Here is a 14,562-nt window from a genome sequence, read left to right on the forward strand (position 1 = left end):
GCCATGGAGAGCCTAGGAACCGGGGTGAACGCCGATGGGCTGGAGGCAGGCCGCTGCTGGCGTCTGAGCGCCGACATCAACGGCCACGCCCGCTCCAGCGGGCCTGGGCTGGCCACCCAGGCCCGCCGTGGCCGCAGGCTGCAGCTGCTCGGCCCGCGCGAGGGAACCCGGCTGCGGGTCCGGCTGCTGGAGGATGGCTACCCCTGCTGGCTGGAAATCAGCCAGCTGCTTGAGCGGGCCATCCCCGCCCAGCCTCTCAGGGCGCTCCTCCTGGAGCCGAGCAGCATCGCCTCTCGCCTGCCGGAGGTGCTGACCTTCGCCGAGCGGGCCCGGGAGCAGCCCAACCGGTACCTCTGGGGCGGCAGCCTCGGCCCCGACTTCGACTGTTCTGGCTTTGTGCAGAGCGCCTTCGCCAGCGTCGGGATCTGGATCCCCCGCGATGCCTACCAACAGGAGCACTTCTGTCAGCCGGTGGCTGTGCGGCCTGGAGTCTTCGCGCTGCTGCAGCCGGGGGATCTGATCTTCTTCGGCCGTCCCCAGCGCTGCAGCCATGTGGGGCTGTATCTCGGCGCGGGGCGCTATCTGCACAGCTCCGGCAAGGAGCATGGCCGGGATGGCCTCGGCATCGACCAGCTCAGCCCCGAAGCCGATCACCCCGTTTCGTGCCATTACCGCAGCGAACTGCGCGGAGCCGGACGGGTGGTGCGTTGCCATGACGGCACCACCCTGGCCTGACCCGGGACTCCCGTAGGTTGCAGCTCGACACAGCCCAGCCGCCATGACCGCGTCGCACGGCCCAGAGCTCTCGGTCGTGATCCCTCTGTTCAACGAGGAGGAAAGCCTCGGCCCACTGGTTGAGAAGGTTCTCGCCAGCGTCAGGCCCCTGGGTCGCCGCTTCGAGCTGGTTCTGGTCGACGACGGCTCCAGCGACGGGACCGCGAGCCGGCTTGAGGAACTCGCCTCAGCGATCCCCGAGCTGGTGGCGGTGCTGCTGCGTCGCAACTACGGCCAAACCGCCGCCATGGCCGCTGGCTTCGATGCCAGCCACGGCGCCGTGATCGTCACCCTCGATGGCGATCTGCAGAACGATCCCGCCGACATCCCCCTGCTGCTGGACCGGCTTGAGCAGGGCTACGACCTGGTGAGCGGCTGGCGCCACCAGCGCCAGGACGCGGCCCTGCAGCGCCTGCTGCCCTCCAAGATCGCCAACCGTCTGATCGCCCGGGTCACCGGAGTGCGCCTGCACGACTACGGATGCTCCCTCAAGGCCTACCGCCGCGAAGTGGTGGCGGACATGAACCTCTACGGCGAACTGCACCGCTTCCTACCGGCGCTGGCCTTCATCGAAGGAGCCCGCATCACCGAGGTGAAAGTGAACCATCACGCCCGCCGCTTTGGTCAGAGCAAATACGGCATCGATCGCACCTTCCGGGTGCTGATGGATCTGCTCACGGTCTGGTTCATGAAGCGCTTCCTGACCCGGCCGATGCATGTATTCGGTTTCGGTGGCCTGGCCTGCCTGGCGATCGGCCTGGTGCTGGGGCTCGTGCTGATCGGCGAGAAGGTCTTTCTCAACGCCGACGTGGGCGACCGGCCGCTGCTGATGGCGGCAGTGCTGGCGATCATGGCCGGCATCCAGCTGTTCTGCTTCGGGCTGCTGGCGGAGCTGCAGATGCGCACGTATCACGAAAGTCAGGGCCGGCCGATCTACCGGGTACGCGCCACATTGCGCGGCAGCCTGGCGGGCTGAGGGAGGTAGGCCTGAACGGCAGTCCGACCGCGGAACGCCGCAATCCCCTCGGCGGCCAGGGCTGCCACGCAGGGGTCGGGATCGAAGCGAGCCCGCTTCAGCAGCGGCAGGCTGGCCCGATCGCCCCAGGCAAGACAGGCGGCCATGGCCGCGAGACGCTCGCCTTCGCTGCCTGTGGCAGCTGCGCGAAGCTCGGCGAGGATCTGCCGGCGCCAGCGAGGATCCAGCCGCGTGCCGGGCTCCACTGAGGCCAGGGCTTCCAGCAATGGCTCCCGCGGCGCGAGCGCACCAGGAGCGGTGATCGCCAGCGCAGTGGAGGCTGATGAGGCGGCAGATGCGGTGGCCGGGGTCACGACCCGCTCGAGCTGCGCCCTGTTGAGGGCGGCCACGGCACTGCCGTCATCGCGCCAGAGTATGGGCAGCCTGCGGCTCCGCACAAGCCAGACCATCAGCAGAAGAGCCGCGGCGGCGGGGAGGGCCTGCTGCATCGGATTGAATTTTTATTTCGCAAAGGCAGGGCGACAAGGCCTGCCCAGGAGTGATCTTTACACTATCGGCGGTTGCTGTATTGGCCCGCGCCATGACTGGAGAATTCGCTGCCGCCTGGCTGCCCGCGTTGTTGGTCCCCGTGGTGGGGATCCTCGGCCCTGCTGTGGCCATGGCCCTGCTGTTCAACGTGATCGAAGCGCGCGACTGAGCGCCTCGTCCGTTCTTCTGCCTTTCGTTCCCACCACGAGCCCGCCCATGACCGTGCATCCCGTGGCCGACCCCACCGTCGGCAATCTCGCCACCCCCATCAACAGCAGCTACTTCACCAAAGCGTTCCTGAACGCTCTCCCCGCCTATCGCCCGGCGCTTTCCCCCAACCGCCGCGGCCTGGAAGTGGGAATGGCCCACGGGTTCTTCCTCTACGGACCGTTCGCCCTCACCGGCCCCCTGCGGAACACCGAGTACGCCACCACCGCTGGCCTGCTGGCCACGATCGGCCTGGTGACGATCCTCACGATCTGCCTGTCGATCTATGGCACCGCTGGCACCGGACCCAGCGTGCAGCCCCCCGACGCCACGATCGACAATCCGCCCGCTGATCTGTTCACCAAGGCCGGCTGGGCCGAATTCGCCAGCGGTTTCTGGCTGGGTGGCTGCGGTGGTGCCGCGTTCGCCTGGTTCCTGGCCAGCACCGCTCTGGTTTCACCCCTCGTCGACCTCGTCGGCGGCGGCTGGAGCGCCGGCTGAGCCGCACAGCGCACCGAGCTGACCTCAGAATCCGGCAAGTGCAACTTCAGCATTGCGCCAGGCCCCGCTAACGCGGGGCTTTTTCATGGCCGGGGATCCCCCGCTGATCGAGCCAGGAGGCTCAGCGGCAGTGGCAGCGGCAGGGCGGGCAGACTCTTCCAGCGTGCCCTGCCACTGCCGTTTCGATGTCAGTCTCCGATCCATTCCTGCGTCGGCCTGTGCTCACCCTGGTGGTGAGCCTGCTGATCGTGATGGCCGGCCTGCTGAGCCTGCCTGGCCTGCAGGTGGAGAACCTGCCCCCGATCGCGCCGGTGCGGGTGAACGTTCGCGCCACCTATCCCGGAGGCGGAGCCCTTGCCGTGGAGCAGGGGGTGACCACTCCGCTGGAGCGGCAGCTGAACGGGCTGGATCGCCTGGAGAGCATCCGCTCCACCAGTTCCGCCAACGGCAGCTCGATCACCCTCACCTTTGAGGGAGGCAATCCCGAGCTCAACCAGATCAATGCCCAGAACGAAGCCGTTCTGGTGAACCGCCGACTGCCGCCGGAGGTGGCTCGCCTGGGGGTGCAGGTGCGCCGCAGCTCCGACGACCTGCTGATGGTGATCAGCTTCAGCACCCCGAAGGGGATGTACAGCGACGCCTTCCTCAGCGGCTGGCTTGACCAGCGCCTCAGGGATGAGCTGCAGCGGGTACCCGGCGTCGGCAACGTGGCCATCGCCGGTGGCAGTGAACTGGCGTTCCGGGTCTGGCTGGATCCGGTGGCCCTGGAGCAGCGCAAGCTCACCATCACAGACGTCGAAAACGCGCTTGAGGAGCAGAACGTTCTCGCCGCTCTGGGCCAGGTGGGAGATGCACCCAGCCCTGGTGGTCAGGAGATCACCCTGCCCCTCGAAATGGAGGGGCGGCTGCGCACCCCCGCTGAACTGGAGAGTCTGGTGGTGAGCCGGGCCAGCAATGGCGGCGTGGTCCAGCTCAAGGACGTGGGGCGGGTCGTGCTCGACGTGGAAAGTTTTGAGAGCACCGCCATGAACCTGGCCGGAGAACCCACCCTGGCGGTGCAGATTTTCCAGCGCGACGGGAGCAACGCCCTTGAGGTGAGCAAGGCTGTCAACGCAGCGCTGAGCCGCCTGGAGCCCGACTTCCCGCCGGGGGTGGAGCTGCAGCGCATCGTTGATGTGGCCGACAGCGTGCGCGAGAGCATCGAGCTCACCTGGAGCAGCCTGCGTGACGCGGTGCTGCTGGTGCTGCTGGTGCTGCTGCTTGCGCTTGGCAACAGTCGCCTGGCGGCCATCACCGCTGTGGCTGTGCCCGTAGCCCTGGTGGGAAGCTTCACGGTCCTGCGTCTCACCGGAAGTTCGATCAACACCCTCAGCCTGTTCGGCATGGTGCTGGCCACAGGTCTGGTGGTGGATGACGCCATCGTGGTCAGCGAAGACATCGGACGCCGGCTCCAGGACGGAGAAACGCCCTGGGAGGCCGCCCGAAACGCCATGCAGGAGCTTGGCAGTGCCGTGATCGCCACCTCCCTGGTCCTGGTGGTGGTGTTTCTGCCGGTACTGGCGATGCCCGGCAGTGTGGGCCGCCTTTACCAGCCGATCGCGATCACGATCAGCGCCACGATCCTGTTCTCCACCATCAATGCGCTCACCTTCACGCCAGTGGCCTCCAGCTGGCTGCTGCAGCATGGCTGGACGGAACCACTCTGGATGCGCCGGCTGCTGGATCGACCCCAGCGCTGGATCCACCGGCTTGGAGAGCAGTACGGCAGGGCGATCGATCGCAGTTTTCGCTGGCGGCGGCGCATCCTGCTTGGCTTGCTGGGCAGTCTGATCCTGGCGGGCTGGGGCCTGGGGCAACTGCCCACAGCCTTCATTCCCCAGGAAGACGACAGTCAGATTCGCGGCGTGGTGGCGTTGCCTGGGGGAGCCTCGATCCAGCGCACCGAAGCGGTGATGGAGCAGGTCCGGAAGCAGGTGACTAGGGAGCCGCTTGTGCGGGTCGGCAACTTCTACGCAGGCCGCTCCTTTGGAGACAGTGCCCCGAACCGGGGCATCTTCTTTTTGCGCCTGCTACCGCTGCAGGAGCGCGGCTCCCGGCCTGAAGACAGCAGTGCAGCGGTAGCCGAACGACTCTCCAAACGGCTGCGCAGCTCCATCAGCGAGGCCACCGTGCAGGTCAGCGTTCCACCGGTCGTGAGGGGCTTCAGCAGTGAGGGGGGACTGGAGCTGGAGCTTCTCGATCTCAGCGGCGGACGACTCAGCCTGAGCGAATTCGAGCAAGCCACCCGCGAATTCATCGCCGCCGCCAACGCCACCGGGGAATTTGAGCGGGTGGGCACGCGCTTCAGTGCCGATTCACCGCAACTGCGCCTGAAGCCCGACCGGCTGCGCATGGCGTCACTGGGGGTGGACCTCGACACGGTTGTGACGACTCTCGGTGCCAGCTTCGGCAGCAGCTATGTCAACGACACCTTCGAAGGCGAGCGCGTCAGGCGGGTGATCGTGCAACTGGATGGGGCCTACAGGCGCACAGCCGCAGATGTGCTTTCGCTTCAGGTGCGCACCCGGGAAGGAAACCTGATTCCCCTCCGCGAGCTGATGACCCTGGAGCAGGACAGCGGGCCGTCGGTGATCAACCACAGCCGCCTGGCACGCTCGATCACCATCCAGGCCATGCCCAAAGCTGGACTCAGCACAGGCAAGGCGATCCAACGGCTGGAGGAGGTCAAGCAAGAACTGGACAATCCCGTGATCGCTCTGGAATGGGTGGGGCTGGCCAAGGAGGAGCGTCAGGCGGGAGGGCGCACCTGGCAACTGTTCGTCCTGGGGATGGCGGCTGTTTTCCTGGTGCTGGCCGGCCTCTACGAGAGCTTTCTCGATCCGCTGATCATCTTGATCACGGTGCCCATGGCCCTGCTGGGCGCCCTGCTGGGCCTGGCCGGCCGCGGGCTTTTTCTCGATATCTATGCCCAGGTGGGAATGCTTGTTCTGGTGAGCCTGGCCGCCAAAAACGGCATTCTGATCGTTGAGTTCGCCAATCAGCGCCTGAAGGAAGGGCTGGGCTTACGGGAGGCCGTTGAAGAGGCTGCCATCAGCCGCCTTCGCCCGATTCTGCTCACAGCCCTCTCGTCCCTGGCTGGATTCCTGCCTTTGCTGCTGGCAACCGGAGCCGGGGCAGCCAGCCGGATCAGTATCGGCACGGTGGTGTTCTTCGGGTTGCTGGTATCAACCGTGCTGACTCTGTTCGTGGTGCCGGTGGTGTACCTGGAGGTGAAACTTCTGGAAGGCCGTCGCTGGTGGCCCCAGGCGAAAAGGTCATGAAAAAACCCTCGGAGAATATCTCCGAGGGTTGATTGGTGGAGGTGCGTCCCTCGGGGTGGCTGATCGCTTGGATCAGCCGAACTTGCCTGAAGTGGAGGCGATCAGGAAGGCGCCGTAAGTGAGGATGTATCCCACTGTGAAGTGGGCCAGACCAACTACACGGGCCTGAACGATCGACAGAGCCACTGGCTTGTCGCGCCAGCCAACCAGGTTGGCAAGCGGGGTGCGCTGGTGAGCCCAGACGATGGTTTCAATCAGCTCCTGCCAATAACCGCGCCAGGAGATGAGGAACATGAAACCGGTGGCCCAAACCAGGTGACCGAACAGGAACATCCAGGCCCAGACGGCAAGGTTGTTCGAGCCGAACGGGTTGTAACCGTTGATCAGCTGGGAGCTGTTCAGCCAGAGGTAGTCGCGGAACCAGCCCATCAGATAGGTGCTGGATTCGTTGAATTGAGCCACGTTGCCCTGCCAGATGGCGAGGTGCTTCCAGTGCCAGTAGAAGGTGACCCAACCAACGGTGTTCAGGGCCCAGAAGACGGACAGGTAGAAGGCATCCCAGGCCGAGATGTCACAGGTGCCGCCACGACCGGGGCCGTCACAGGGGAAGGAGTAGCCGAAGTCCTTTTTGTCGGGCATCAGCTTGGAACCCCGGGCATCCAGGGCACCCTTCACCAGGATCAAGGTGGTGGTGTGCAGTCCGAGGGCAATGGCGTGGTGAACAAGGAAGTCACCAGGGCCGATCTGCAGGAACACATCAGTGTTGCCATTGATGGCATCCAGCCAGAAGTGATCGCCAGGGATGTTGGCTGAAGCCAGGCTGGCGGCACTCGTCGGGTTGGAGAGCAACACATCGAAGCCATAGATGGCTTTACCACTCGCCGCTTGAACGAACTGGGCAAAGACAGGCTCGATCAGGATCTGCTTCTCGGGAGTACCAAAGGCCACGACCACATCGTTGTGGACGTAGAGACCAAGGGTGTGGAAGCCGAGGAACAGAGACACCCAGCTCAGGTGGCTGATGATCGCTTCTTTGTGCTCGAGCATCCGAGCCAGAACATTGTTCTTGTTGGCTTCGGGGTCGTAGTCACGGATGAAGAAGATTGCACCGTGAGCGAAGGCACCGCACATCAGGAAGATGGCGATGTACTGGTGGTGGGTGTAGAGCGCAGCTTGTGTCGTGTAGTCCTTAGCGATGAACGCATAGGACGGCAGCGCATACATGTGCTGCGCCACCAAGCTGGTGATCACTCCGAGGCTGGCGAGGGCCAGACCCAGCTGGAAGTGCAGGGAGTTGTTGACTGTGTCGTAAAGACCCTTGTGACCTGCACCGAGAGCACCTCCGAAAGGAGTGCCTTTCGGGGGGTTGTGAGCCTCCAGAATCTCCCGGATCGAGTGGCCGATCCCGAAGTTGGTGCGGTACATGTGGCCGGCAATCACGAAGATGCAGCCGATCGCCAGGTGGTGATGGGCGATGTCGGTGAGCCAGAGCGCCTCGGTCTGGGGGTGGAAACCACCCAGGAAGGTGAGGATCGCGGTACCGGAGCCTTCGGAGGTGCCAAACACCTGGTTGAGGGTGTCGGGATTTTCGGCGTAAACGCCCCAGTTGCCGGTGAAGAACGGTGCCAGACCGGCGGGATGAGGCAGCACATTCAGGAAGTTGTCCCAACCGACGTGCTGACCGCGGGCTTCAGGGATGGCCACGTGAACCAGGTGACCGGTCCAGGCGATTGAGCTGAAGCCGAAGAGGACGGCGAGGTGATGGTTGAGGCGGGATTCAGCGTTCTTGAACCAGGCCAGTGAAGGCCGGAACTTGGGCTGAAGGTGGAGCCAGCCGGCGAAGAGCGCCCAGGCCGACAGGATCATCATGAAGATGGAACCCTGATACAGCTCGGCGTTGGTCTTCATTCCGATCGTGTACCACCAGTGGTACAGGCCGGAATAAGCGATGTTCACCGGTGAGGTTGCACCCGCCTGTGTGAAGGCGGTGATGGCCCCCTGGCCGAAGTGCGGATCCCAGATCGCATGAGCGATGGGACGGACATGCAGCGGATCGGCGACCCACTGCTCAAAGTTGCCCTGCCAGGCGATATGGAACAGGTTGCCCGAAACCCAGAGGCCGATGATCGCCAGGTGACCGAAATGGGTGGAGAAGAGCTTTTGGTAAAGCTTCTCCTCCGTCATCCCGTCGTGGCTCTCGAAGTCGTGAGCCGTGGCGATGCCGTACCAGATACGGCGGGTTGTCGGGTCCTGTGCCAGACCCTGGCTGAACGAAGGAAATTTCGTTGCCATTGGGAAAGGTCAGGTGTGAGGTCAGCCGACCGCGATGAGTCGGGACAGGAAGAAGGCCCAGGTGGTGGCGATACCGCCCAGGAGATAGTGGGCAACGCCTACGGCACGGCCCTGGGTGATGCTCAGAGCGCGTGGCTGGATGGCCGGAGCCACTTTCAGCTTGTTGTGAGCCCAGACGATGGACTCAATCAGCTCTTGCCAGTAGCCGCGGCCGCTGAACAGGAACATCAGGCTGAAGGCCCAGACGAAGTGGGCACCGAGGAACATCAGGCCGTAAGCACTGGAGGACGAGCCGTAGCTGTTGATCACCTGTGCGGCCTGAGCCCAGAGGAAATCACGCAGCCAGCCATTGATGGTGATGGCACTCTGCGCAAAGTTCCCATTCGTGATGTGCTGGACGCTGCCGTCCGCATTCACGGTTCCCCACACATCGCTCTGCATCTTCCAGCTGAAGTGGAAGATCACGATCGAGATGGAGTTGTACATCCAGAAGAGGCCGAGGAACACGTGGTCCCAAGCCGAAACCTGGCAGGTACCGCCACGGCCGGGGCCGTCGCAGGGGAAGCGGAAGCCCAGGTTCGCCTTGTCGGGGACAAGCCTGGAGCTGCGGCTGTAGAGAACACCCTTCAGCAGGATCAGCACGGTGACGTGGATCGTGAAGGCGTGAATATGGTGGACCATGAAGTCGGCCGTTCCGAGGGGAATCGGACCGGCAGCCACCTTGCCGCCAACGGCGACGACGGCGCCATTGAACACCTCGCTGACACCGGCCAACGCATTGGGAGCGGTGGTGCCGGCAGCGGCGGCGTGCAGACCCTGAATCCACTGAGCGAAGACGGGCTGCAACTGAATGGCGGAGTCGCTGAACATGTCCTGGGGACGGCCCAGGGCACGCATGGTGTCGTTGTGGATGTAAAGACCGAAGCTGTGGAAGCCCAGAAAAATGCACACCCAGTTCAGGTGGCTGATCAGGGCATCACGAGCTTTGAGCACCCGATCCAGCACGTTGTCCACGTGCAGGGCGGGGTCGTAATCGCGGATGAGCGCAATGGCCGCATGGGCACCGGCGCCAACGATGATGAAGCCACCGATCCACATGTGGTGGGTGAACAGCGACACCTGCGTTGGGTAATCGATCCCGATGTAGGGATAGGGCGGCATCGCATACATGTGATGCGCCACGATGATGGTCAACGAACCGAGCAGCGCCAGGTTCACGGCCAACTGGGCATGCCAGGAAGTGGTCATGAACTCGAACAGGCCGTCGTGACCTTTCGGAGCAGGGAACAGCAGGGGATCGCCCTTCTGTCCTTCAAGAATTTCCTTGATGCTGTGACCGATGCCCCAGTTGGTGCGGTACTGGTGGCCGGCCACGATGAACAGCACCGCGATCGCCAGATGGTGATGGGCGATGTCGGTCATCCAGAGGCTGCCGGTGACAGGATTAAGCCCACCCTTGAAGGTGAGGAAATCGCTGTAGGCGGCCCAGTTGCCGGTGAAGAAAGCGGAGAGACCCGCACCGAATCCTGGGTACAGCTGGGTCAGCAGATCCAGGTTCAGGAATTCATGGGGCAGGGGGATGTCCGCCACCGAGGCGATGGTCTTGCCGTCGAGCACCAGCGGCTTGCCGGCGTCGATGGCATCCATCAGGGCCGTGGTCGGCAGGGACACGTGCAGCAGGTGCCCGGTCCAGGAGAGGGAGCCCAGGCCCAGAAGGCCAGCAAGGTGGTGGTTGAGCATGGACTCAACGTTCTGGAACCACTCGAGCTTGGGAGCTGCCTTGTGATAGTGGAAGACGCCGGCGTTCAGCATCAGGCCAGCCATCACCAGGGCACCGATGGCAGTGCAGAGCAGCTGGAACTCACTGGTGAAACCCCAGGCTCTCCACACATGGAAGAGACCTGAGGTGATCTGGATGCCGTGGAAGCCGGCGCCCACATCTGCGTTGAGAATTTCCTGGCCGAAAATGGGCCAGACCACCTGAGCACTCGGCTTGACGTGCAGGGGGTCGGCCAGCCAGCCGGTGTAGTTGGAGAAGCGGGCACCGTGATAGAAGGCGCCGCTCAGCCAGATGAAGATGACGGCCAAGTGGCCGAAGTGAGCGCTGAAGATCTTCCGGGAGACCTCTTCGAGATCGCTCGTGTGGCTGTCGAAATCGTGAGCGTTGGCGTGGAGGTTCCAAACCCAGGTGGTGGTTTTGGGACCTTTGGCGAGGGTGCGATCGAAATGCCCGGGCTTGCCGAGAACATCGAAGTCGACAGGAACAGGGTTCCGGTCGACCATGGCCTTCGCCGTTTTCCCACGCTCTGGTGGGCTGATGGTCATCGAGACGTTCCTCGAGGGACGGAGTCGAGGTGGAGGTCCACCCCTCCGGACCGGGCCGAAAGGCCAGGCCGGTGGGCCTCACGGTTCCGCGGATCGAAACCCTTGGAACCATGGGCACCAGTGCGGATTGGCTCCGGAAAAGACCGAAAGCCGCTGCCATCACTGGAGCTGGGGCCCCGATGAGGGGACCGCTGGCGGAAGTATAAGGGCGAGTTTCAGGCCCCTTGGGGGGTCAGTAACAAAGGTTCAATCCGCCGCCACCCCTGTCTGGAACAGGGCTCTGACCCAGGCTCCCTATCACTCATCGATGGCGCGATGGCGCGCTTTGTTTATCCAAATCCCAGCATATTTGGAGCTACATTCGGCATCATTTTTTTACAGGCCCGAGACACTCTGGGCAAACTGTTGCCTGGGTTCCGGCACCAAGGCCGCGGGCCGACTTCGATCAGGAGCGATGCACATGTTGGCAGCGGGGCTTCGGGGCCTGGGGGCGGTGCTGCTCTGCCTGGCTGTGCTGCTGAGCGGAGGCTGGAGCCTGCGGCCCAGGCCCCAGGAGCCGCCGGCCATAAGCAGCCAGCCGGCCGCATCCGGGCGCCTGCGGGAGATCCCCCCACCCAAGGCCAGCCAAGCCTTGCGGCTACGTCTGGCGGAGCTTCAACCCCGGCTGCAGATCCTGGCTCCAGCTGACGACGCCGTCCTCCCCATCGCCCCCTGGTCGCTGGATCTGTCGCTTGAAGACTGGCCCTTGGCCGATGCCGGCGCCCTGGGTCTTGGCGCCCACCTGGTGGTGCAGCTCGATGCCCAGGCGCCCCTGCGTCTGGGCCCCAAAGATCCCGAGGGACCAATCAGCAAGGACACCCGGCTGAGCGTGGCCATGGCGCCGCTCAGCCCAGGCAGCCACCGCCTGACTGTCTATGCGGCCAGGCCCTGGGGTGAAGCAGTCAAAGATCCCGGCGCCGCCGTGCAGATCCGCCTCCACGGGCTGGCCGCCAACCCCCTCAGCCAACCTCTGCGGGGAACCCCCCAGCTGGTGAGCAGCACCCCCAGCGATCTGATCCATCACGAACCCGTGCTGATCGACTGGCTGCTGATCGACGCACCCCTCCAGCCCCTCGAGGGAGACGGTTCGAACTGGCGGCTGCGGGTGACCCTCAATGGCGACAGTTTCCAGGTGGACCGGCAGGAGCCGCTCTGGCTCACAGGGCTGCGCTCCGGCAGCAACCCCCTGCAACTGGAGCTGCTCGACGGGCTGGGGGAACCACTGAATCCACCCTTCAACAGCCTGGTGCAGGACCTGGTCATGCGTCCAGAAGACCCCCATCCCTGGCAGACGGCATCGATCTCCGCCGAGGATCTGAAGCGTCTGCTGGGTGAGCTGCCAAGCGAGCCCGCAGGTGAGATCACACCTTCACCACAGCCCGTCGAGGCCGCTGGGCAGGAACCCAAACCGCGGACGGAGCTGGATCTCCAGGCTGAGGGGATGGCCACCGACCGCAGCGAAGCCGCCACCTCATTGACGACAGCAAGCACTGAGCAACCGCTTGAAGCGGAGGCCGTTGCATCTGAGACGACGCCTGAACCTGAAGCTGCGACTGAACCTGAGGCAGGTGAACGCAGGAGCTTTACGGAGCCGGCACCAGTGATGCCGGAGCATGTTGAGCCTGTGGAGCCTGTGGAGCCTGTGGACTCCCCTGACCCATCGGAGTTGCTTGCACCGCCCGGATCCGCAGAACCGCAGCCCTCGCCCGAAACGCTTGGCTCAGCTCCTCTGAAGAAGCCCTCAGAGGAGCCGGCGGCCAAGACTGTGATGCTGCCTGAAGCGTCGGCATCGCCGCTGGATCGGCTGCGTGCCAGGTTCGGGGGATGAGTGATTTGATCTGCTGGGGACTGGCCCTGAGCAGGGCCGGTGCCCCCGTGCTCGAGCGCCTGGATGAGGGCGGACTGGTGGAGGCCCGAGCTGAGCCCGGCGCCGGCGCCGCCGAGCTGCTCAGACAACATTGGAAGGGGGCGTCGGCCTTCGTGGTGGTGGGAGCCTGCGGGGCGGTGACCCGGCTGGTGGCCCCGCTGCTCCAGGGCAAGGAGCACGACCCGGCCGTGGTGGTGGTGGATCCCCAGGGGCGCTTCGCCATCCCCCTGCTGGGGGGGCACGGGGCTGGAGCAGAGCAGCTCAGCCAGCGGGTGGCCGCCCTGCTGGGGGGCGAAGCGGTGCTCACGGGCGCCAGTAGTGGCAGCGGCAGCCTGGCCCTCGACAGCTTCGGGCTGGCCTGGGGCTGGCGGAAGGGCCTGGGCGACTGGGATGCCCTGATGAAAGCCGCGGCACGGGGTGAGCGGATCGCCGTGCAGCAGGAGAGCGGTTGCCCCGACTGGCAGGGACTGGATGCCGCCGCAACGCTGCTTCAGCTCCCGGCAGAGAACCTGCCGGGGCAGATGCTGATCAGTCCACGCCTGGGCCCCGGATGTCGCTGGCATCCACCCAGCCTCTGGCTGGGCTTCGGCTGCGAGCGTGACACCAGCCTCAGCCTGCTGGAGCGCTTGCTGGAGCAGGCCCTGGATGGCGCCCAACTGGCCATGGACGCAGTCGCCGGGCTGGCGAGCATCGACCGCAAAGGCGATGAGCCGGCCCTGCTGGAACTGGCCCGGCGGCATCAGTGGCCGCTGCGGCTGTTCAGTGCCGAGGCCCTGGCGGCGGTGCAGGTGCCCAGCCCATCGCAGGCGGTGCTCAAGGAAATGGGAACCGCCAGCGTGGCTGAAGCGGCCGCCCTGCTGGCGTCATCCCCACAGTCGGAGCTGCTGCTGGAGAAGCGCATCGAGCGGGCCCAGCCCGGTGAACGGGGAGCCGCCACCCTGGCGGTAGCCCTGACTGCCGGGCAGTGGGCCCCGCAGCGGGGGAAGCTGCATCTGGTGGGCAGCGGTCCTGGACAGCTCGACCTGCTCACCCCGGAAGCTCGGCTCGCCCTGGCCGAGAGCACGGTCTGGGTGGGCTATGGCCTCTACCTGGATCTGCTGGAGCCCCTGCGGCGCCCCGACCAACTACGCCGGGACGGCCAGCTCACCCAGGAGCGCGACCGCTGCCGGCTGGCCCTGGAGCTGGCCGAAGCCGGACTGAGTGTGGCCCTGGTGTCGTCGGGTGACAGTGGCATCTACGGCATGGCGGGTCTGGCCCTGGAGCTCTGGCTGGAGCATGACCCCCAGACCAGGCCCGCCTTCTCGGTGCATCCCGGCCTCTCCGCCCTGCAGGTGGCCGCGGCCAGGGCCGGCGCCCCCCTGATGCACGATTTCTGCACGATCAGCCTGAGCGACCGGCTCACACCCTGGCCGACGATCGAGAAACGGCTGCGGGCCGCCACCAGCGGGGATTTCGTGGTTGCGCTCTACAATCCCCGATCACTGGGCCGCGACTGGCAACTGGGCCGGGCCCGGGAGTTGCTGCTGGAGGGGCGCAGCGCCGACACTCCTGTGGTGCTGGCACGGCAACTGGGCCGGGCAGAGGAAAGTGTGCAGCTGCATACCCTCGGGGACTTGCCCCTGGAGCAGGTGGACATGCTCAGCCTGGTGCTGGTGGGCAACAGCACCTCTCGCCACCAGGACGGAGTGATGGTGACACCCCGGGGCTACCCGGGCGCCGAACTGAGCTGAAAG

The 14,562-nt window shown here is 65.0% G+C and carries 10 protein-coding genes; 7 read left to right on the forward strand and 3 right to left on the reverse strand.

Annotated features, from left to right (window positions below):
- Positions 1-3: 3 nt before the first annotated feature.
- Positions 4-735, forward strand: coding sequence for a C40 family peptidase (locus tag CJZ82_RS07255; protein ID WP_094555124.1), 732 nt, complete (start codon positions 4-6; stop codon positions 733-735).
- Positions 736-778: 43 nt separating this feature from the next.
- Positions 779-1,750 carry a glycosyltransferase family 2 protein gene (locus CJZ82_RS07260; protein WP_094555125.1) on the forward strand — a complete coding sequence of 324 codons (972 nt, stop codon included), beginning with the start codon at positions 779-781 and terminating at the stop codon, positions 1,748-1,750.
- Here the strand turns inward: CJZ82_RS07260 and CJZ82_RS07265 are convergent.
- Entirely contained in the window at positions 1,708-2,238 is a 531-nt protein-coding gene (locus tag CJZ82_RS07265) for a hypothetical protein (RefSeq protein ID WP_094555126.1), read from the reverse strand. The two genes, CJZ82_RS07260 and CJZ82_RS07265, sit on opposite strands and share 43 nt — an antisense overlap.
- Before the next feature lie 92 nt (positions 2,239-2,330).
- Between CJZ82_RS07265 and CJZ82_RS07270 the strand changes: the two genes are divergently transcribed.
- From CJZ82_RS07270 to CJZ82_RS07280, 3 genes are all read left to right on the forward strand, one after another.
- The gene (locus CJZ82_RS07270) at positions 2,331-2,447 is read left to right on the forward strand and encodes a photosystem I reaction center subunit VIII (protein WP_094555195.1); all 117 of its coding nucleotides are present in this window, start codon (positions 2,331-2,333) and stop codon (positions 2,445-2,447) included.
- A 47-nt stretch (positions 2,448-2,494) separates the two neighbouring features.
- Positions 2,495-2,986 (forward strand): photosystem I reaction center subunit XI, encoded by a 492-nt coding sequence (locus CJZ82_RS07275; protein WP_094555127.1) that lies wholly within the window; start codon positions 2,495-2,497, stop codon positions 2,984-2,986.
- Positions 2,987-3,171: 185 nt separating this feature from the next.
- Positions 3,172-6,306 carry an efflux RND transporter permease subunit gene (locus tag CJZ82_RS07280; protein WP_094555128.1) on the forward strand — a complete coding sequence of 1,045 codons (3,135 nt, stop codon included), beginning with the start codon at positions 3,172-3,174 and terminating at the stop codon, positions 6,304-6,306.
- Positions 6,307-6,378: 72 nt separating this feature from the next.
- Here the strand turns inward: CJZ82_RS07280 and psaB are convergent, their stop codons facing one another.
- Complete coding sequence (gene psaB / locus CJZ82_RS07285) at positions 6,379-8,598, reverse strand: photosystem I core protein PsaB (RefSeq protein WP_094555129.1); 2,220 nt, start codon at positions 8,596-8,598, stop codon at positions 6,379-6,381.
- Between the two features lie 21 nt (positions 8,599-8,619).
- Positions 8,620-10,923 (reverse strand): photosystem I core protein PsaA, encoded by a 2,304-nt coding sequence (gene psaA / locus CJZ82_RS07290; protein WP_094555130.1) that lies wholly within the window; start codon positions 10,921-10,923, stop codon positions 8,620-8,622.
- Between the two features lie 454 nt (positions 10,924-11,377).
- On the opposite strand from psaA, the gene CJZ82_RS07295 reads away from it, so the two are divergent.
- The gene (locus tag CJZ82_RS07295; protein WP_143593562.1) at positions 11,378-12,790 is read left to right on the forward strand and encodes a hypothetical protein; all 1,413 of its coding nucleotides are present in this window, start codon (positions 11,378-11,380) and stop codon (positions 12,788-12,790) included.
- Entirely contained in the window at positions 12,787-14,559 is a 1,773-nt protein-coding gene (gene cobJ, locus CJZ82_RS07300) for a precorrin-3B C(17)-methyltransferase (RefSeq protein ID WP_094555132.1), read from the forward strand. The genes CJZ82_RS07295 and cobJ overlap by 4 nt, the downstream gene beginning before the upstream one ends.
- The last annotated feature ends 3 nt before the right edge of the window (positions 14,560-14,562 follow it).

The organism is Synechococcus sp. 1G10 (genome assembly GCF_002252625.1).
GTDB lineage: Bacteria > Cyanobacteriota > Cyanobacteriia > PCC-6307 > Cyanobiaceae > Regnicoccus_A.